This is a genomic window from Streptomyces rugosispiralis, assembly GCF_024505145.1.
In the GTDB taxonomy this organism is placed as follows: Bacteria; Actinomycetota; Actinomycetes; order Streptomycetales; family Streptomycetaceae; genus Streptomyces; species Streptomyces rugosispiralis.
The window spans coordinates 28,166-47,681 of sequence record NZ_JANIAA010000029.1; the positions used below are offsets into that span (position 1 = coordinate 28,166).

The window sequence follows — 19,516 nt, forward strand, 5'->3', positions numbered from 1 at the left end:
AACACGGTGCGGCAGCAGACGGCCGTCACGGCCCCGTACGGCGACTGGCCCTCCCCGGTCGACGCCGCGCTCGTCGCCTCCCACGACGGCCATCCGGAGTATGTCGGCACGGTCGGCGAGGAGGTGTGGTGGACCGCGCCGCGCCCCGGCGAGGGCGGCCGCCGGGCCCTGATCCGGCGGCGTACCGACGGCGCCGAGGTCCCGGTGCTGGCCCCGCCGTGGAACGTGCGCGGCAAGGTGATGGGGTACGGCGGAATGCCCTGGGCCGCGGTGGACCGTGCGAGCGGCGGCCCGCTTGTGGTCTTCGTCCACTTCGCCGACCAGCGGTTGTACGTCCATGAGCCGGACGCCCCGGCCGGGGCCGCGCCGCGCCCGCTGACCCCGCTGTCGGCGGTCGGGGAGGGGCTGCGCTGGGCCGACCCGGTGCTCCGCCCGGAGCGCGGCGAGGTGTGGTGTGTGCTGGAGGAGTTCACCGGCGCGGGTCCGACGGAGGTGCGGCGGGTCATCGCCGCCGTACCGCTGGACGGTTCGGCCGCCGAGGACCGCGCGGCGGTGCGCGAGCTGACCGACGACCGCCATCGCTTCCTCACCGGGCCCCGGCTCTCGCCCGACGGCCGGCGGGCCGCCTGGATCGTCTGGGACCACCCCCGGATGCCCTGGGACGGTACGGAGGTGATGCTGGCCGATGTCGCGGAGGACGGCTCCTTCACCGGCGCCCGGCCGGTGCTGGGCGGGCCGGAGGAGTCGGTCGCCCAGATCGAGTGGGCCGAGGACGGCGCACTGCTCGCGGCCACCGACCGCACCGGCTGGTGGAATCTGCACCGGCTCCGGCCGCCGGAGGAGACGGCCGGAGCGCCGGAACGGGCCCCGGCCGGGCGGCCGGTGGAGCTCTGCCCCCGCGAGGAGGAGTTCGGCGGGCCGCTGTGGAAGCTGGGCCACCGCTGGTTCGCCCCGCTGACCGGCGGTCTGATCGCGGTGCTGCACGGCCGGGGCGCGGCGGCCCTCGGCATCCTCGATCCACGGACCGGCGAGCTGGCCGATGTGCCGGGCCCCTGGACCGAATGGGAACCGACGCTGGCCGTCAACGGCACCCGCGTGGTCGGCGTCGCCGCGAGCCCGCACAGCGGCCATGAGGTGGTGGAGCTGGATGTGTGCACCGGGCGCTCCCGGGTCATCGGCAGCGCCCACAGCGATCCCGTGGACCCGGCGTACTACCCCCGGCCCGAGGCCCGCACCTTCACCGGACCGGACGGCCGGGAGATCCACGCCCAGCTCTACCCACCGCACCATCCCGGCCACACCGCACCGGATGGTGAGCTTCCGCCGTATGTCATCTGGGCCCACGGCGGGCCCACCGGGCGTGCCCCGCTCGTGCTCGACCTGGAGATCGCCTACTTCACCTCGCGTGGCATCGGCGTCGCCGAGGTCAACTACGGGGGCTCCACCGGCTACGGCCGCGCCTACCGCGAGCGGCTGCGCGAGCAGTGGGGCGTGGTCGACGTCCAGGACTGCGCCGCCGTCGCCGGGGCGCTCGCCGACGAGGGCGTCGCCGACCGCGCCCGGCTCGCGATCCGCGGCGGCAGCGCGGGTGGCTGGACGGCGGCGGCCTCCCTCACCGCCACGGATCTCTACGCCTGCGCCACCGTCAGCTACCCCATTCTCGACCTGGTCTCCTGGGCCACCGGCGGCACCCATGACTTCGAGTCGCGCTACACCGAATCGCTGGTGGGCCGGCTCGATGAGGTGGCCGACCGCTACCGCGAGCGCTCCCCGCTGCACCGGGCCGACCGCGTCGGCTCGCCCTTCGTACTGCTCCAGGGGCTGGACGACACCATCTGCCCGCCCGAGCAGTGCGAGCGCTTCCTGGAGGCGGTCGCCGGGCGCGGCGTCCCGCACGCGTATCTCACCTTCGAGGGCGAGGGCCATGGCTTCCGCCGCGCCGATACGATGATCCGCGCCCTGGAGGCCGAATTGTCGCTGTACATCCAGACCTTCGGGCTGATCAGATCCGATGTGCCTACCCTGGAGCTGCTGAAGTCAGTGGTTCCGAACTCCACTGGAGGAGCGAGTTGACACCCCCATCGGCCCCGCGCATCGTCGGCCGTGATCCGCTGCCCACCGCCGTCGCCGATGGCTGGCCGCAGGGCGGCGAGCCGGAGACCTGGCTGCTCAGCGTCTCGCGGTACACCGCGGCCATGGACGCGGGCGCGCCCGGCACGATCCTGGACGCCGAGGAGCGGGAGCGGGCCTCGAAGTTCCTCCGGGCGGAGGACCGCGAGCGCTATACGGCGGCCCATCTGGGGCTGCGGGAACTGCTCGGCGCCTATCTGGGGATGGCCCCGGCCGAGGTGCCGTTCACCCGCGAGGCATGCCCCGGCTGCGGCGGGCCGCACGGCCGCCCCGCGGTGTCCGGCACCCCGCTGCACTTCAATATGTCGCACGCCGGTGATCTGGTGCTCTTCGCCTTCGCGGGCTCCCCGGTCGGCGTGGATGTGGAGAAGCTCCAGCCCGCCTCGGTGGTCGAGGGGGTCGCCGAGAGCCTGCACCCCAAGGAGCGCGCCGAACTGGACGCGCTGGTACCGGGCGACCGGCCCGCCGCCTTCGCCCGCTGCTGGACCCGCAAGGAGGCCTATCTCAAGGGCCTGGGCACCGGGCTGTCCCGGGACCCGGCGGTCAACTATGTCGGCACCGGGCTCTCCGCCGTGCCGGTCGGCCCGTGGGCGATGACCGACATCCCCGTGGACGGGGCCATATCCGGGACCTCCGGCTATGCGGCGGCCATGGCTCTGCTGACATCATTGCCGCATGCCTGACGTCCGGTATGTCGCCGAGGGAACCCGGGCCGCCATCAGCCACACCCGCCGCGAGGACGCCGCGGAGTTCACCAGGCGTGCCCGGGAGAGCAGGCCGTTCCACCGCCCCTGGCTCACCCTCCCCACCTCCGAGTCGGCCTTTCAGTACTACATCGCCCAGCTGGAGCGCGAGGACCGCGAGGGCTTCCTGGTCCATGCCCGGGAGACCGGTGACATGGCCGGGTTCATCAACATCAACAACATCGTGCGCGGCGCCTTCCAGTGCGGCTCGATCGGCTACGGCGCCTTTCCGCCCGCCGCCGGGCGGGGCTATATGTCCGAGGGGCTCGGGCTCGTACTGCGCCATGCCTTCGGGCCGCTGGGGCTGCACCGCGTCGAGGTCAACATCCAGCCGGGCAACAAGGCGTCGATCGGTCTTGTGAAGCGCCATGGCTTCCGGCTGGAGGGATTCTCCCCCGACTTCCTCTACATCGAGGGCGCCTGGCGCGACCACGAGCGCTGGGCCTTGACCAGCGACATGCTGAACCAGCGGACCGACGACCCTGCCTGACGGCGCGGGGCGCCGGGGCCGAGGGTGCGGGAGCCGGACGGCGGCGTGGAGGCCGGACGACGGCGTGGGGCCGGACAGCGGCGTGGGGCCGGACGGCGGCGTGGAGGCCGGACGACGGCGTGGGGTGTCGGCGGACCGTGCCGGGGGCCGGACGACGCTGCCGGGTACCGGGCCACGTTACGGCTGACGGGTCACCATGATCGGCCCGAAGCCGCTCTGTTCAGCGGGCCCGTCGGCGTTGTTCCATGGTCACCGGACGGTCGCCGCACCGAGGTGACCCAAGGCAGTCGGAACGAGGCAGCCCGTGGCCACGAGCGTGCGACGTACCACCCTGACCCTTCCCACCGCCCCCGTGGGGCCCGACAACCCGCTGCCCGCGCTGCGCCCCCTCGACGAGGTGCACCGCGTGGACGACCGCACCCGGGCCACCCTCCCCACCGACATGGCCCGTCAGGTCGCCTACGCGCCGCTGCGGTCGGTGCTGCCGGTGCGGCTGCGCGACGGCTACGGCCGCGACCGCGCCCCCGCCGCGCTCGACGCCATCGTCCTGGAGAACGACCAGCTGCGCGTCACCGTGCTGCCCGGCCTCGGCGGCCGGGTCCACTCACTGGTCCACAAGCCGACCGGACGTGAGCTGCTATACCGGAACCCGGTGCTCCAGCCCGCCGACTTCGCCCTCAACGGCGCCTGGTTCTCCGGCGGGATCGAGTGGAACATCGGCGCCACCGGCCACACCACCCTGTCCTGCGCGCCCCTGCACGCCGCCCGCGTCCCTGCCCCCGACGCCGCCGACGGGGGCGCGATGGTGCGGCTGTGGGAGTGGGAGCGGCTGCGCGATCTGCCCTTCCAGGTGGATCTGTGGCTGCCCGCCGACTCCGCGTTCCTCTACGTGGGCGTCAGGATCCGCAACCCCCACCACCTCCCGGCCCCCGTCTACTGGTGGTCCAACATCGCCGTCCCCGAGGACGAGCACACCCGCGTCCTCGCCCCCGCCGACGACGCCTGGCACTTCGGCTACACCCGCACCCTCGGCAAGGTGCCGGTCCCGGAGTGGGACGGCGCCGACCGCACCTATCCGCTGCGCGGCGCCTACCCCGCCGACTACTTCTACGAGGTGCCCGACGGAGCCCGCCGCTGGATCGCCTCGCTCGACGCCGACGGCGGCGGACTCGTCCAGACCTCGACCGATCTGCTGCGCGGCCGCAAGCTCTTCGTCTGGGGCGCGGGCCCCGGCGGACGGCGCTGGCAGCAGTGGCTGACCGAGCCCGGCACCGGCGGCTACGCCGAGATCCAGGCCGGGCTCGCCCGCACCCAGCTGGAGCACATCCCGCTGGAGGCGGGGGAGGAGTTCGCCTGGCTGGAGGCGTACGGTCCGCTGACCGCCGACCCGGCGGCCGTCCACGGCGCGGACTGGGCGGCCGCCCGCCACGAGACCGAGACCCGGCTGGAGGCGGCGCTGCCGCGCGCCGCCGTCGACGCGGCCTACGCCGCCTGGCGCCCGTACGCCGACGCGGAACCGGCGGAACGCCTCGCGACCGGCTCCGGCTGGGGTGCCCTCGAGATCGAGCGCGGCGGATTCCAGCTGCCCGGAACGCCGTTCGACCCGGACACGCTGGGGGAGGAGCAGGAGCCGTGGCGCCGGTTGCTGCGCACCGGCGCCCTGCCCGACTGGGAGCCGGGCCCCTCCCGGGCCGACCCCGGCGCATCCGTGGTCGCGCCAGCCTGGCGCGACCTCCTCGAAGCGGCGCCCTCGACCGCCGCCGCCGAGTACCACCTCGGCGTCGCCCAGTGGCACGCGGGCGACCGTGCCCAGGCCGAGCGCAGCTGGGAGCGGTCGCTGCGGTGCGCGGAGACGCCCTGGACGCTGCGCTGCCTGGCCGTCGCCGACACCGCCGCCGGCCACCCGGCCCGCGCGGCGGAACGGCTGCTGCGCGCCGTACGGCTCCTCCTCGCCTCGGCCGCCGGCCCGGAGCCCGAAACGTCCCCGGAGCCCGAGGCGCCCCCGGTCCTCGAAACGGCGGGAACGGGGCAGGGCGGGGCGCAGCGGGAGGCGGGGGCCGTCTCAGTGGCCACACCGCCCATCGCCGCCGACCCGCTCGCCCTGGAGACGGCCGAGGCGGCGCTGGGCCGGGAGGCGATCGTGGCGCTGCTCGCGGCCGACCGCGCCGACGACGCACGAGCGGTCCTCGACGGACTGCGCCCGGCCATCCGCGCACGCGGCCGCTTCCGGCTGCTGCGCGCCCAGGTCCTGCTGGCCCAGGGCGACGCCCTGGCCGCCCGTGCCGTCTTCGACGAGGGCTTCGAGGTCTGCGATCTGCGCGAGGGCGACGAGGCGTTGAGCGACACCTGGTACGCGATCGTGGAACGGCTGGCGACCGGCACCGAGGACCCACTCACCGAAGAGGACCGCGCCCGGACCCACGCCGAGCACCCCCTCCCCGTCGCCTACGAATTCCGCATGCGCCCCGCCTAGCGGATCTACGGCCCGCGGGCGGCATACCGGGGTTGCGCCCACCTTGGCGAGCGGCCCGACCGGCGTGCGCCCGCCTCGCGGGCCAGGGCGGGCCATCGGGGGCCAGGGGGCCAGGGGCAGGGGGCCAGGGCGGGTCCGGATCCGCATGGATACCGCATGGCGATGCGCCATGACGGGCACCCGGGCATGGACATCGGCATGGCGCATCTGCGGAAAGGAGCCGCGTACCGTGAGGACACCGCATGATCCCGGGGCGGACCCGGAGGACGAGGGGATTCCCGATCTGCAGGACGGAACGCCCGAGCAGCAGTGGGCCGAGGATCCCGAGCAGTTGCCCGTGGCCGGGGACGAGCCGACGATCGCCATGTACCGGGACACCACGAGTGCGGAGACGCGGGAGCGGGAATCGCTCGACGAGCGGTTGACCGACGAGGAGCCGGAGACGGGGGAGCCGGTCGGCGGCGTGGCGGAACCGGCGGGGCTGCTGTACGACGAACCGGATCCCGACCTCCCGCGGGAGCAGGACGTCTACTCCCAGGAGGGCTCGACCAGCGGACTGTCCGCCGAGGAGGAGGCGGTCCGGATCAAGAGCGATGCGCTCCGGGACGTGGACGATCTCTACGAGGAGGTCGCCGACGAGGAGGTCGTCGCGGATCCGGGACCGCCCTCCTGACGGGTCTGCCGGACGGCGTGTTCACGGGCGGGTCACGCCGGGTTCCGGTCGACGTACTCGAAGATCGAGCCGTCGGGGTGGCGGGCCACCAGGGTGCGGCCCACGGGGGCGGGCAGCGGACCGGCGACGATCTGCCCGCCGACCGCCGTGAGATCGGCGATCGCCTCGTCCACGTCCTGCACCGCGATCGTCGCCGTGATCTTGCGGAGAATCGACATCTCCGACTCCGGTCCGCTCATCAGGAAGAAGCAGCCGACCGCCGCGACCGCGACGGGACCGCGCTGGAAGCGCACCGCCTCGGATCCCGTCAGCTTTTCGTAGACGGTGATCGCCGAGTCCAGGTCGTCGACGCACACGCGGAGTGAAGTCCCCAGAATATCCATGCGGGCGAGCCTAGTTGAACTGCTCAGACGCGGCAGAGGATCTCACCGTGCAGGACGGCGAACCAACCGTCCGGAGCCTCGCCCCACGTCCGCCACGCCTCCGCGATCGACCGCAGCTCCTCCTCCGTGGCATGGCCGCCGTCCACCGCGAGCCGGGCGTAGGAGGAGGCGACCGTGCGGTCCGCCCACAGACCGCTCCACCACGCCCGCTCCTCCTCGGTGGCGTAGCACCACGCGGTGGCGGTCGAGGTGATGTCGGTGAACCCCGCCTCCAGGGCCCAGGACCGCAGCCGGCGTCCGGCGTCCGGCTCACCGCCGTTGGCCCGCGCGACCCGGCGGTAGAGGTCCAGCCAGCCGTCCAGCCCGGGGACGGACGGGTACCAGGTCATGGCGGCGTAGTCGGAGTCGCGCACCGCCACGATGCCGCCCGGCGCGCACACCCGGCGCATCTCGCGCAGCGCCCCCACCGGGTCGCCGACGTGCTGGAGCACCTGGTGGGCGTGGACCACGCAGAAGGAGTCGTCGGGGTGGTCCAGCGCGTGGACGTCGGCGACCGCGAAGGAGACGTTGGTCAGCCCGCGCTCGTCGGCCACCGCGCGGGCCCGCTCCAGGATGGCGCCCTCCGCGTCGACGCCCGTGACCTGCCCCTGGGGGACCAGTTCCGCCAGGTCCGCGGTGATGGTGCCGGGGCCGCAGCCGATGTCGAGGATCCGCATATGGGGCCGCAGATGGCCGGTGAGATACGCGGCGGAGTTGGCGGCCGTGCGCCAGGTGTGCGAGCGCAGCACCGACTCATGGTGGCCGTGGGTGTAGACGGCGGCGTCCTTCGGCATGGCGGAACTTCCCCCTTCGGGACCGGTGAACGGGTGGCTCCACCGTAGAAGGCATCTCGTATCACGAGAAGAACCGTCTCATCATGCGAGCAAATCGGCGAGGCGGCGAAAGGGCGAGGCGGCGAAGGTGCGAGGCGGCGAAGGTGCGAGGCGGCGAAGGTGCGAGAGGGCGAGGCGGCGAAGGTGCGAGACGCTGACAGGGCGGGACGCCGAAGGGGCGGTGGGGGAACGAGCCCCACCGCCCCTTCGGCGCGATGTGATGCGGGAAACGCGGCAGTTCAAGGCGGCCCCGTCACATCGCCCCTGCTGATCACGCCCAGCGCCCGCCCCGCCTCGACCACCGGGAGCCGCCCCACCGCATGCCGTCGCATCAGCGCGGCGGCCTCGGCCACCTCCTCGTCCGGCCCGATCGTCACCGGATCCGGAGTGCATACGGCGTGGCAGGTGACGGCGAGAGGGTCGACGCCCTCGGCGACCGCGCGGAGGGTGATGTCGCGGTCGGTGAGGACGCCGAGCACCTCCCCTTCGCTGGCGACCAGCACATCGCCGATGTCCTGTGCGCGCATCAGCTGAGCCGCTTCCACCAGCGAGGCGTCGGGCCGCACCCAGATCGCGGGCCGCGTCATGACCTCCCGCACGGGGCGCGTCGGATCGCGCGGTGGGTCCTGGGACACCTGTCCACCTCCCCTTCCTGGGTGATGTGCTGCCCGCAGTACCCAGCCGGGGCGGGGGGTATGCGCGACGGATACCCGCCGTCCGCAATCCATGAGCGATCCCCTACGTGTACGTGCCCGGGTGCGGCCTCGGCTACGTGCTCGGGTGCAGCCCCAGCGCCGAGACCACCTCCTGCACGGTGTGGAACGTCCGGTCCGTCGGCAGTTCCTCGGCCAGCGCGATCAGCCCGTCCGGCGCGTGCCGGTCCTCCAGGACGCTCAGCAGCCCCTCACGATCCGCCGGGAACGACGTACGTCCCAGCCGGCGGGCGAACTCGAACCGCACCGCCTCGGCCTCACCGGTCGTCCCCCGCGCCGGGATCGGCCCCAGGGCGACCTCCGGGTCGTCGTCGGCGGCCGGCTCCGGGTCGTGCCACTCCTCGGCACGGGTCGGGTGCCCGGAGCGGATCAGCCCCTGGAGCTCGTGCTTCATCTCGTCGTCCTTGTGGACGCTCAGCCGGTCGCTGCCTCGCTGCATGTCGGTCCCCTTCCTCAGCGGGTCCGTGTGTCTCCCGGGTCGGTCATGTCCCGGGATGTTCAATTCGTGTCGCCCTCGTACGGCCAGCGCAGCAGTGCGCCGAGGCCGCCCACCGGGATGTCGTCGCCGTTCGGCTCCGCCTCCGCCGGTGCCACCGTCAGCGCTTCGGCGCCGGTGGCCACGACCGAGCGGATCAGCGCGTCGTCGGCGCGGGCCGGGGACGGCCGGGTGTCGCCCAGGTACTGGACATCGGTGCGGCGCAGGGCCAGCTGGTCGGGTTCGGTGCCCACCCATACCTCGCGGTACAGATCGGGCCCGTCGGGGCGTATCAGCAACGAGCCTATGCGGTGCTCACGCGCCGCGTCGACCAGCGCCGGGACCCCCTCGGCCGCCTCCACGCGCCCACCGGAGGGCATCCGGCCGGCCCGGAACCGCTCCAGCGCCTCCTCGCCGCGCTCATGGGCGTACCTGGCCCGTGCGTCGTCCACCTCCTGGTCCAGCAGCCGGGCGGCGCGGCTGCCGGGCGGGGCGGAACCGGGGGCGCGGCCCCCGCGCGAGGTCTCCACCGTCGCCGAGCGCAGCTCCTTGGACAGCCGCTCGTGGACCGCGCGCCGCTCGCGCGGGTCCCCGGCCAGCACCACCAGATCCGCGCCGGTCTCCTGCCGGCAGGCGCCCAGCTCATCGGCGATCAGGGCCGCGTTCCGCTCCCAGGTGTTCTCCGTCTTGAGCTGGAAGTGGCGCTCCGACCAGTCGGCGGTGGCGGTCCGGTGCACCGGCCACTGCCGGCCCTCCACCGAGCCGACCCGGTCGCCGCCGTGCGCGTCGCGCAGCTCGACGTCCGCGCCGGTGCGGTCGATGTACGCCACCAGGCAGGACGGGTCCTCGCCGGTCAGCTCCAGCAGCGGTCCCACATGCGGAAGCGCCGACCAGCACGGGGGCTCGCTCACCGGCGGCGGGGCCGGCAGCGGAGTGTCGAGCACCACCTCACCGGCCGTGGCGAAGACGGCCCACCCGGCCGGTCCGGCACCGGGCGGCAGCTCGGCCAGCCTCTCGTACACCGCACGGCAGGTGGCCTGGTCGGCACCCTGCCCTTCCAGCCGGCGGCTCGCCTCGCGGGCGGCGCGTTCCTGCTCCTCGGCCGCGGACTCGTCGGGGTGGGAGGTGTCGAAGTAGACGCTGGCCCAGGGGCCGGGGCGGTCGTAGAGCGGTTGGAGATGTCCGAGTCGCATGTACTCCCTCCAGATTTCGCGTCCCCCACGCGTACCCATGACGACGCCATCGACACGAGGTCGTCGGGACGATTGGGGGTGAGGTTCGAAGCCGGGGTTTGAGGCTCGTGGGGGAGGGGGACCCGTCGATCGGCCGAGCGGCCCGTAGGGAGTGGGGAGCGGCGCCGGACGCGGGACATCAGGGGCCGGGTCCGGCGCCGTGCTCTGTCCAAACGCCCTGCGGAAGTGCCCGCGTACCCGTGGTCCGCTCGTCGTTTACGAGGACTGTTAGCGCGGATGGGGCACGGGTACCCGGCGGCGCATGACTGATAAATCGGCCTATCCGAAGGCGGGCATACCCTCGGCCGGAGAGCTGGCGGAGCCGGTCGCACGAGCCGTCCGCGAAGAGGTCCGCCGGGAGCTGCGGGAGCAGTCCGGGCGGCGCGCGGTCCGCCTCTACGGTGGCGCGGCGGCGGCCGCGCTCTACGCGGGGGGTGCGCTGACGGCGTGCCTGGTGTTGCTGTTCGCGTTGGCGCTTCCGGGGTGGGCGGCGGCGCTGGTCGTCTTCGCGCTGTTGCTGGTGGTGGCGGGGTGGCTGAAGAACGAGGCGGGGCAGGGGGCGGGGCGACGGCCCGGCGCGCCGTCGGCGCCCTCGACGCCTTCCGCGCCCGCTGCCCCTTCGGAGCCCGCCGGTCCCGCCGGTGGTCCCGCCGGTCCTCCTGGTCCTGCCGGTGGTCCCGCCGGTGGTCCTGCCGCGCCTCCGACGCCTCCGGGCACGCCGGGGCCGGGGGCGCCTCCTCAGCCTCCTCATCCTCCTCACCCGGGGTGATCGCTCATGGCGGAGAATCCGCTGCTGACCAGGCACGGTGAGGCGCTGGACCTCTTCACCGAACGGGTGCACGCGATCCGGCCCGATCAGTGGGACGACCCGACGCCCTGCACCGAGTGGACCGTACGCGACCTGGTGAACCATCTCGCGGTCGAGCAGATGTGGGTGCCGCCGCTGGTCCGGGAGGGGGCGAGCGTCGGCGACCAGAGCGATGCGCTGGAGGGCGATCTCCTCGGCGACGACCCCGTCGCCACGTGGGACGTGGTGGCGACCGCGGCGCGGGACGCCTTCCGCGAGCCGGGGGCGCTCGACCGGGTGGTCGGCCTCTCGTACGGGGAGAGTCCGGCGACGCATTACTGCGCGCAGATGACGGCTGACGCGGTGGTGCATGCGTGGGATTTGGCGCGGGCGATCGGGGCGGATGAGCGCATTCCCAAGCCGCTGGTGGACTTCTCGGTGCGGGAGGTCGCGCCGTACGCGGCGGATTTGGAGGAGAGCGGGCTGTTCGCGGCGCCGGTTGAGCCTCCGGCGGGGGCGGATGCGCAGGCTCGGCTCCTGGCCCTTCTGGGCCGCGAGGCGTAGGCGGATTCCCCACCCCGCCCCTTCCCGAAAGCCCCGAAAGCGGGGGCTCCGCAAACGCCTGGCTCCGCAAACGCCGGAGGGGCTGAATTGGCGGTGGGGGTGTTGAGCGGAGGCAAAGTCCGCTCAACACCCCCATCCGCATATCGGCCCACCGCGCCCCGCGGAATTCAGCAGCGGACCCGGGGCCGGTCCCAGTGGCGGTGGGCGGCCAGGGCTTCGGTGAAGGCTTGGGTGAATTCCTGGCTGGCCGTGCCCGTCGTGGTGTCCGTGACGACGCCGCGGTCGGTGCAGACGTGGCCGTGGCCGGAGGCGATGTGGAGGCCCTCCGGGTCGAGGGAGGAGAGGATGCCGACGCCGGAGCCCAGGGCGCCGATGGGCTTGCCGTGACGGTAGGCGTCGCGGACGAAGCGCATGGCCTCGCTGTCGGAGGCCAGGCCGGGGGTGCCGGTGGGGCCGCCGGGGAGGAGGACGGCGTCGTAGAGGACGGAGGCGACCGTGGGAAGGGCGCGGTCCACCGCGTAGCCGTTGCCGTCGGCGCCGAGCACCTTGCCGTCGTGCGGGGCGAGGGCCTCGACGATGGCGCCCTGGGCGGTGAGCGCCTCCTGGGCCTGGGTGAGCTGACCGGTGTCCACGCCGTCCATGACCAGTACCGCGATCTGGCGGGTGCGGATCGAGCCGTCGCCCTGGAGGTTGTCGATGCTCAGCGCGGGCGAGGCCTGCGGCTTGTGGTTGTTGGCGCCGGGCTCCGGCAGCGCCACGCCGATGCCCTGGGCCACCTGCGAGGCCAGGTCGTAGTCGACCCGGGCCAGCTGTTCGACCGTGCGCTCCCGCACCTGCACCGCGCCGACCTTGCCCAGCTCGAAGCGGAAGGCGTCCACGATATGGCGCCGCTCCCAGTCGCTCATGCTGTTCCAGAACAGCGCGGCCTGGCTGTAGAAGTCCTTGAAGGACTCGCTCCGCTTGCGGATCTTATGGCCCTCGACCCGCTCCGCGTAGTGGGAGAAGGCATAGCCGTCCGCCCCCGCGAGCGCCGGGCAGCCGCCGCCGAGCGAGTTGGGGGAGTAGTTCGTCCCCCGGTGGAGCGTGGTCTGGTGGTAGCCGTCCCGCTGGTTGGTACGGGCCGGGGTGACCGGCTGGTTGACCGGGATCTGCGCGAAGTTGGGCCCGCCCAGCCGGATGAGCTGGGTGTCCAGATACGAGAAGTTGCGGGCCTGCAGCAGCGGGTCGTTGGTGAAGTCGATGCCGGGGACCACGTTCGCGGTGTGGAAGGCCACCTGCTCGGTCTCCGCGAAGAAGTTGTCCGGGTTGCGGTTCAGGACCATGCGGCCGATCGGCCGCACCGGCACCTGCTCCTCCGGAATGATCTTCGTGGGGTCGAGCAGATCGACGTCGAAGTTGAACTCGTCCTCCTCCGGGATCAGCTGCACCCCCAGCTCGTACTCGGGGTACTGACCCGCCTCGATCGCCTCCCACAGATCGCGCCGGTTGAAGTCCGGATCGCGGCCCTGGCACTCCTGTGCCTCGTCCCACACCAGCGAGTGCACGCCCAGCTTCGGCTTCCAGTGGAACTTCACAAAGGTGCCGTGGCCCTGGGCGTCCACGAAGCGGAAGGTGTGCACCCCGAAGCCCTGCATCATCCGGTAGCTGCGCGGAATCGCCCGGTCCGACATCAGCCACATCATCATGTGCATGGTCTCGGGCTGGAGGGAGACGAAGTCCCACAGGGTGTCATGGGCGGAGGCGCCGGTCGGGATGTCGTTCTGCGGCTCCGGCTTGAGCGCGTGCACGAAGTCGGGGAACTTGATCCCGTCCTGGATGAAGAAGACCGGCATGTTGTTGCCGACCAGGTCGTAGTTGCCCTCCGAGGTGTAGAACTTCGTCGCGAAGCCCCGTACGTCCCGCACCGTGTCCGCCGAGCCCCGGGGCCCCTGCACGGTGGAGAACCGCACGAAGACCGGGGTGCGCACGGACGGATCCTGGAGGAAGGCGGCGCGGGTGAACTCCGCGCAGGACTCGTACGGCTCGAAGTAGCCGTACGCGCCCGCGCCCCGCGCGTGCACCACCCGCTCCGGGATGCGCTCATGGTCGAAATGGGTCAGCTTTTCGCGGAAGTGGAAGTCCTCCATCAGGGTGGGGCCGCGTTCGCCCACGGTGAGGGAGTCATCGGTGTGGTCGACGGCCACGCCCTGGTCGGTGGTCAGCGGCCCCTCGGCGGGGTCGGGCGCGCGGTACATGTCGCGCTGCCGCTCCTTGCGGTCCTCCGTCATCGTGCCGATCCCTTCGTCGTCTTCGCGAACTCCTCCAGGAACGCCTCGCGGAACGCCTTGAGATCATCCGGCTTACGGCTGGTGATCAGGGCGTTGGGCCCGCCGGTGCAGACCTTGACCTGCTCGTCCACCCAGGTTCCGCCGGCGTTGGTGATGTCGGTGCGCAGACTCGGCCAGGAGGTCAGGGTGCGGCCGCGTACGACATCGGCCTCCACCAGCGTCCAGGGGGCGTGGCAGATCGCGGCCACCGGCTTGCCCGCGTCGAAGAAGCCCTTGGCGAAGGCGACGGCCTTGCCGTCCAGGCGCAGGAAGTCGGGGTTGGCCACCCCGCCGGGCAGCACCAGGGCGTCGTACTCCTCGACCGTCGCGTCCTTCACGACCTGGTCGACCTCGAAGGTGTCCGCCTTGTCGAGATGGTCGAACGCCTGGATGCGGCCGGGTTTGGTGGACACCAGACGGGGCGTGCCCCCGGCGTCCCGGACCGCCTGCCAGGGGTCGGTCAGCTCGACCTGTTCCACGCCTTCCGGGGCGACGAGAAAGGCGACCTTCATTGCTGCTCACGTCCTTCCGGTCTCTTCCGGTCCGGGTTCGCATCCGTCCGGTGCGGCGGGTAGCCAGCGCGGACGGGGTCGAAACGGGAACATCAGGTGCGTCAGACCTCGTCCGACGTCCTCTTCCGGTTCAGTCCTCGTCCGACGTCCTCTTCCGGTGCGGCAGGAACTCCTGCACCTTCGCCTTCAGGCCCTGGCGGACCATGCCCGCCCGGTCCGGGTCGCCCTTGATGATCGACTCGGCCGTGGCCTCCATCTGCTCCCAGGTGGCGTGCGGCGGGATCGGGGGGACGTCCGGGTCGGTGAGGAACTCCACGACCGCCGGGCCGTCCGCGCTCAGCGCCTCCCGCCACGCCCCCTCGACCTGCTCGGGCTTCTCCACCCGGATGCCGGTCATACCGAGCGATTCGGCGAACCGCGCGTAGGAGACATCGGGGATCGTCTGTGAGGGCAGGAACTGCGGCGCCCCGCCCATCGCCCGCATCTCCCAGGTGACCTGGTTGAGGTCCTGGTTGTTCCAGACGGCGATCACCAGCCGGGGGTCCTCCCACAACTGGCGGTACTTGGCCACGGTGATCAGCTCCGCCAGGCCGTTCATCTGCATCGCGCCGTCCCCGACCAGCGCCACCGCCGGCCGGTCCGGACGGGCGAACTTGGCGCCGATGGCGTACGGCACCCCGCAGCCCATCGTGGCCAGCGTGCCCGACAGCGAGCCGCGCATCTCGCCGCGCATCCGCAAGTGGCGGGCGTACCAGTTGGCGACGGAGCCGGAGTCGCAGGTGACGATGGTGTCGGAGGGCAGCAGCGGGTCCAGGCAGTGGGCCACGTACTCGGGGTTGACCGGGTCGGCGGACACCTCCGCGCGGGCGCCCATCACCTCGCGCCAGCGCCGTACGCCCGCGACGATCTCCTCCTGCCAGTCCCGCGCCTCCTTGCGCTCCAGCCGCGGCAGCAGCCGCAGCAGGGTCTCGCGCGCGTCGCCGACCAGATTGACCTCGTACGGATAGCGCATCCCGATCATGTGCGGATCGAGATCGATCTGGACCCCGCGCGCCTTGCCGAACTCCGGCAGGAACTGGCTGTACGGAAAGCTGGAGCCGATGGTGAGCAGGGTGTCGCAGTCCCGCATCAGCTCGTACGAGGGCCGGGTGCCCAGCAGTCCGGTGGACCCGGTGACATAGGGCAGTTCATCGCTGAGCACATCCAGGCCGAGCAGCGCCTTGGCGACCCCGGCGCCGAGGGTCTCGGCGGCCCGCTGGACCTCCTTGCGCGCCCCGGCCGCGCCCTGGCCGACCAGGATCGCCACCCGCTCGCCCGCGTTCAGCACCTCCGCGGCCCGCTCCACCGCGCTGTTGGAGGGCACCGCGGACCAGCCGCTGCGGTCCAGGCTGGAGGGCACCATCTTGAACTCATGGGTGGGCGCGGAGTAGTCGAGGTCCTGCACATCCGCCGGGATGATCACGGCGGTGGGGGCGCGGCGGGCGTAGGCGGTGCGGATGGCCCGGTCCAGGACGTTGGGCAGCTGCTCGGGGACGGTGACCGTCTCCAGGAAGTCGGAGGCAACGTCCTTGAAGAGGCTGTGCAGATCCACCTCCTGCTGGTACGAGCCGCCCATCGCGCTGCGGTGGGTCTGGCCGACCAGCGCCACCACCGGGACGTGGTCCAGCTTGGCGTCGTACAACCCGTTCAGCAGGTGGATCGCGCCGGGTCCCGAGGTGGCCGCGCAGACGCCGAGGCGGCCGCTGAACTTGGCGTAGCCGACGGCCTGGAACGCGGCCATCTCCTCGTGCCGGGCCTGGATGAACCGGGGCTCGTTCTCGGCCCGCCCCCACGCGGCGAGCAGGCCGTTGATTCCGTCTCCCGGGTAGCCGAACACATGCTCGACACCCCACTCCGATAGTCGGGCGAGGATGTAGTCGGCCACTTTCATGGTCATGGTGGGTCATCGCTCCTCTCGGCGATCGCGTTCTTCCCGGCGATCGCTCGTCCTGGCGATCGCTCGTCCCGGCGATCGCGGTCAACCGGCCACCTGCGGCAGCACCTTGGTGCGGTAGAAGTCGAAGAAACCGCGCTGGTCGGGGCCGATCTGATTGACGTAGACGGTGTCGAACCCGGCCTCCGCGTACGCGTTCAGCGCGGCCACGTGCGCCTCCGCGTCATCCCCGCAGACCACTTCCCCGGCCACCCGCTCGGGGGTGACGAGCCGGGCGGCCTGTTCGAACTGGCCCGGGGTGGTCAGTGTCGACAGCACCTCACCGGGCAGCCCCTCGGTCGGCCACAGCCGGTGGGCGGTGCGCAGGGCCTCGTCGGGGTCCGGGCCGTAAGCCACCTTCAGGCCGCCGCTGGCCGGTTTGCTGTTGCCCCCGGCGCCGCTGCCGCGCCGGAACCGCGCCACCAGCTCCGCGTCCGGGACCATGGTGATGAAGCCGTCGCCGACCCGGCCGGCCAGCGCGGCGGCGGCCGATCCGAAGGCCGCGATGTCGATGGGCACCGGCTCCTCGGGCACCGTGTACAGCCGCGCGTTCTCCACCGTGTAGTGCTTGCCATGATGGGTGACGCGGCGCCCCGCGAACAGTTGGCGCATCACCATCACGGCCTCCTCCAGCATCTCCAGCCGGATCGGCGCGGGCGGCCAGCGGTCGCCCAGCACATGCTCGTTCAGCGCCTCGCCGCTGCCCACGCCCAGCCGGAAGCGGCCCTCCAGCAGCACCGCGCTGGTCGCCGCGGCCTGGGCCACGATGGCGGGGTGGATACGGATGGTGGGGCAGGTCACCGCGGTCTGCACGGGCAGGCTGGTGGCCTGCGCGAGGGCGCCGATCACCGACCAGACGAAGGAACTCTGGCCCTGGGCGTCGTTCCACGGGTGGTAGTGGTCCGAGATCCACAGATGGCTGAAACCGGCCTGCTCCGCCATCCGGGCCTGCTCGACAAGGTCCGCGGGCCCGTGTTCTTCGGCGGCCAGGAAGTAGCCGTACTCGGTCATGGGGCCCTCCTCGAGCGCGGATACCGGCGGATGCGACGGGTAACCGGGGCCAGGGGAAGGAAACCTCGTTTGATCCGGCCCGGGACGGGCACGCGCCCTGTGCGCTTCGGACCGGAGGCACGCCACGGGAGCGGCCCGGCCGCCAGGGGCGTGACCACCGGATCGCCCTTTCGTCCGGTTTTGCCTCCGTGGTGAGACCGACGACAGCTCAAGGGAGGTACGGCGTATGACGTCCGTACGAGCACATCCCCGAGCACACCCCAGGCATCCGCACGACGACGCCCCGGACACCTCCGTCGCGTTCCGCCGGATCGCCGCCCTGCCGGACGGGCCGTCGAAGGAGGCCCTGCGCCAGGACGTCGTCCGCGCCTGGATGCCCATGGCCGAGCGGCTCGCCGGCCAGTTCCGCAACCGCGGCGAGGCCACCGAGGATCTGCGGCAGGTCGCCATGGTCGGCCTGGTCAAGGCCGTCAGGCGCTATGACCCGAACCGCGGCTCGGCCTTCGAGAGCTACGCCGTCCCGACCGTGGTCGGGGAGGTCAAGCGGCACTTCCGCGACCACATGTGGAGCCTGCACGTCCCGCGCCGGGCCCAGGAGCCGCGCATCCAGGTCCGTGCGGCCGTCCAGGAGCTGACCCGCGCACCGGACGCGCCCACCCCGGACGTGCCATGTCTGCGCAGGCTCTCCGAGCGCGAGCGGAAGATCCTCTACCTGCGGTTCTTCTGTGACGAGACGCGGAGCCGGATCGCCGGCCGGCTCGGCATCTCCCAGATGCAGGTCTCCCGCCTGCTCAGCGAAACCTGCGCCCGGCTGAGCAGGCAGGCGGGCTCCGGTGCCACCTGAGCGCGGGCGGGCTCCGGTGCCCTCTGAGCGCGGGCGGGTTCCGGTGCCGTCCGGGCGCGGGCGGGTTCCGGTGCCGTCCGGGCGCGGGCCGTGGGTGGTTCACGCCCCGGGGGCCGCGGCGCGTTCGGCCGTGTGCGTCATGGCCAGGGCGACATGGCGGGAGATCCGGTCCGCCACGCCCGCCTCCGCCATCTCGAAGGCACCGCGCCCGCCCGTACGGAAGAGCGTGAGCGCCCCCAGGACCGGGCCCGCGTCGGTGCGCAGGGGTATGCACAGCAGCGAGGTGACCTCCTCCCGCACCAGCACCGGAGCGCCCGTCGCGTCCAGGCCGAAGGCGTCGGCGTCGACCGGGCTCACCCGAAGCGCGGAGGCCCCCTCGTACAGCGCGTCCACCACCAGGGGGCAGTCGGCCGGATCCTGCTTGGCCAGGGGCGACGCCATACGGTCGCCCACCGCGTCCCGCGGGCCGAGCGCCACCACCCGGCGCGGGTTGCCCGGACCCTCCTTCGAGGGCAGGTCGGCGATCACCCAGTCCGCGAACCGGCCGTGCAGCACCTCCGCGACCGCGGCCAGTACCGCTTCCGGGCCGCCCCCGGCCGGTGCCACCCTCAGCAGCGCCGCCGCCGTGTCGTCCACCAGGTCCAGCAGCGCGGCATGGCGGGACACCTCGCCCAGGTCCGGCCGGGACTCCTGGGCCCGCACCCCGGCCGCCGGCTCGTCCGCCGCCGGGCCGGCCACCCCGGGCTGGAACGCCGCCAGCACCGCCGGATGGGGTTCGCCCGGCGGCCGCAGCGCGGCCAGGGTCACCCGCACCTCACCGTGGACGGGCGGCTGCGACAGCCACACCGTCAGACTGCGGTCGCCCTCACCGCGCGCGACCGCGGCGACCTGCGAGCGCAGCGCCGCCTGCCCGTCGCGCCGCAGCGTGGCGGTGAGCGGGCGGCCGGTGGCGTATCCGGCCCGGGTGTGGAACAACTGGGTGGCGGTGAAGTTCATGCGCCGCACCACGGCGTCGCGGTCCAGCAGCACCGTGGCGATCGGCAGCCGCTGGAACAGCGCCCGCAGCAGCTGCTGCTCCTGCGGGTCGCCCCGGCCACCGCCGGGGCCCCGGGACGAGCCGGCCGTCAGCTCCTCGTACCGCGGCCACAGCACATCCACCACATGCTGGAGTTCGAAGAGAGCGGCGTCCAAAAGGGAAGGCCGCTCCTGCGAGGGCAGCGCCCGCGCGGTCCGCAATTCGTCAACCCGTCTGCGGAAGTCCGAGAGCTCCGCCCCAAACTCCTGTGCGTCTGGCATGGCCACACCGTAGCCTGCCCGGACTCGTGGGGCCGCATGG

At 72.9% G+C, this 19,516-nt stretch carries 18 protein-coding genes; 8 read left to right on the top strand and 10 right to left on the bottom strand.

The annotated features are described in order from the left end of the window. The first annotated feature begins 6 nt into the window (after nucleotides 1-6). The 5 genes from NP777_RS32220 to NP777_RS32240 all read left to right on the top strand — a co-directional run bounded on the left by NP777_RS32220 (nucleotide 7) and on the right by NP777_RS32240 (nucleotide 6,509). Complete coding sequence (locus NP777_RS32220) at nucleotides 7-2,073, top strand: S9 family peptidase (RefSeq protein WP_256653697.1); 2,067 nt, start codon at nucleotides 7-9, stop codon at nucleotides 2,071-2,073. Then, nucleotides 2,070-2,813, top strand: coding sequence for a 4'-phosphopantetheinyl transferase family protein (locus NP777_RS32225; protein ID WP_256653698.1), 744 nt, complete (start codon nucleotides 2,070-2,072; stop codon nucleotides 2,811-2,813). The genes NP777_RS32220 and NP777_RS32225 overlap by 4 nt, the downstream gene beginning before the upstream one ends. Continuing rightward, a complete protein-coding gene (locus NP777_RS32230) occupies nucleotides 2,806-3,363 on the top strand; it encodes a GNAT family N-acetyltransferase (protein ID WP_256653699.1) in 558 nt (185 codons plus the stop codon). Before NP777_RS32225 ends, NP777_RS32230 begins: the two co-directional genes overlap by 8 nt. A 304-nt stretch (nucleotides 3,364-3,667) precedes the next feature. Continuing rightward, nucleotides 3,668-5,836, top strand: a complete 2,169-nt coding sequence (locus NP777_RS32235; protein WP_256653700.1) for a DUF5107 domain-containing protein — start codon at nucleotides 3,668-3,670, stop codon at nucleotides 5,834-5,836. Between the two features lie 229 nt (nucleotides 5,837-6,065). Beyond that, a complete protein-coding gene (locus NP777_RS32240) occupies nucleotides 6,066-6,509 on the top strand; it encodes a hypothetical protein (protein ID WP_256653701.1) in 444 nt (147 codons plus the stop codon). Between the two features lie 32 nt (nucleotides 6,510-6,541). Here NP777_RS32240 and NP777_RS32245 read toward each other — a convergent pair whose 3' ends face one another. The 5 genes from NP777_RS32245 to NP777_RS32265 all read right to left on the bottom strand — a co-directional run bounded on the left by NP777_RS32245 (nucleotide 6,542) and on the right by NP777_RS32265 (nucleotide 10,145). Further along, nucleotides 6,542-6,892, bottom strand: a complete 351-nt coding sequence (locus NP777_RS32245) for a VOC family protein (protein ID WP_256653702.1) — start codon at nucleotides 6,890-6,892, stop codon at nucleotides 6,542-6,544. Nucleotides 6,893-6,915: 23 nt separating this feature from the next. Next, nucleotides 6,916-7,725 carry a class I SAM-dependent methyltransferase gene (locus tag NP777_RS32250; protein WP_256653703.1) on the bottom strand — a complete coding sequence of 270 codons (810 nt, stop codon included), beginning with the start codon at nucleotides 7,723-7,725 and terminating at the stop codon, nucleotides 6,916-6,918. Nucleotides 7,726-8,003: 278 nt separating this feature from the next. Continuing rightward, on the bottom strand, nucleotides 8,004-8,351 hold the full coding sequence (locus NP777_RS32255; RefSeq protein WP_256653784.1) for a CBS domain-containing protein: 348 nt from the start codon (nucleotides 8,349-8,351) through the stop codon (nucleotides 8,004-8,006). A gap of 181 nt (nucleotides 8,352-8,532) precedes the next feature. Beyond that, the gene (locus tag NP777_RS32260) at nucleotides 8,533-8,916 is read right to left on the bottom strand and encodes a DUF2795 domain-containing protein (RefSeq protein ID WP_256653704.1); all 384 of its coding nucleotides are present in this window, start codon (nucleotides 8,914-8,916) and stop codon (nucleotides 8,533-8,535) included. A gap of 59 nt (nucleotides 8,917-8,975) precedes the next feature. Continuing rightward, the gene (locus NP777_RS32265) at nucleotides 8,976-10,145 is read right to left on the bottom strand and encodes a baeRF2 domain-containing protein (RefSeq protein WP_256653705.1); all 1,170 of its coding nucleotides are present in this window, start codon (nucleotides 10,143-10,145) and stop codon (nucleotides 8,976-8,978) included. A 301-nt stretch (nucleotides 10,146-10,446) separates the two neighbouring features. Here NP777_RS32265 and NP777_RS32270 point away from each other — a divergent pair, with 301 nt between their 5' ends. Further along, nucleotides 10,447-10,953, top strand: a complete 507-nt coding sequence (locus NP777_RS32270) for a phage holin family protein (RefSeq protein WP_256653709.1) — start codon at nucleotides 10,447-10,449, stop codon at nucleotides 10,951-10,953. Between the two features lie 6 nt (nucleotides 10,954-10,959). After that, entirely contained in the window at nucleotides 10,960-11,535 is a 576-nt protein-coding gene (locus NP777_RS32275) for a TIGR03086 family metal-binding protein (protein ID WP_256653710.1), read from the top strand. Between the two features lie 167 nt (nucleotides 11,536-11,702). On the opposite strand, the gene NP777_RS32280 is transcribed toward NP777_RS32275, so the two are convergent. The 4 genes from NP777_RS32280 to NP777_RS32295 all read right to left on the bottom strand — a co-directional run bounded on the left by NP777_RS32280 (nucleotide 11,703) and on the right by NP777_RS32295 (nucleotide 17,336). Beyond that, on the bottom strand, nucleotides 11,703-13,802 hold the full coding sequence (locus NP777_RS32280) for a catalase (protein ID WP_256653711.1): 2,100 nt from the start codon (nucleotides 13,800-13,802) through the stop codon (nucleotides 11,703-11,705). Then, a complete protein-coding gene (locus tag NP777_RS32285) occupies nucleotides 13,799-14,353 on the bottom strand; it encodes a type 1 glutamine amidotransferase domain-containing protein (RefSeq protein WP_256653712.1) in 555 nt (184 codons plus the stop codon). Before NP777_RS32285 ends, NP777_RS32280 begins: the two co-directional genes overlap by 4 nt. A gap of 130 nt (nucleotides 14,354-14,483) precedes the next feature. Then, entirely contained in the window at nucleotides 14,484-16,289 is a 1,806-nt protein-coding gene (locus NP777_RS32290) for a thiamine pyrophosphate-requiring protein (protein ID WP_256653713.1), read from the bottom strand. Nucleotides 16,290-16,370: 81 nt separating this feature from the next. Then, nucleotides 16,371-17,336, bottom strand: coding sequence for a TIGR03557 family F420-dependent LLM class oxidoreductase (locus NP777_RS32295; RefSeq protein ID WP_256653714.1), 966 nt, complete (start codon nucleotides 17,334-17,336; stop codon nucleotides 16,371-16,373). 226 nt (nucleotides 17,337-17,562) lie between these two features. Here NP777_RS32295 and NP777_RS32300 point away from each other — a divergent pair, with 226 nt between their 5' ends. Further along, on the top strand, nucleotides 17,563-18,180 hold the full coding sequence (locus tag NP777_RS32300; RefSeq protein WP_256653715.1) for a sigma-70 family RNA polymerase sigma factor: 618 nt from the start codon (nucleotides 17,563-17,565) through the stop codon (nucleotides 18,178-18,180). Nucleotides 18,181-18,279: 99 nt separating this feature from the next. Here the strand turns inward: NP777_RS32300 and NP777_RS32305 are convergent, their stop codons facing one another. Continuing rightward, a complete protein-coding gene (locus NP777_RS32305) occupies nucleotides 18,280-19,476 on the bottom strand; it encodes a PAS domain-containing protein (protein WP_256653716.1) in 1,197 nt (398 codons plus the stop codon). Nucleotides 19,477-19,516 lie beyond the last annotated feature (40 nt).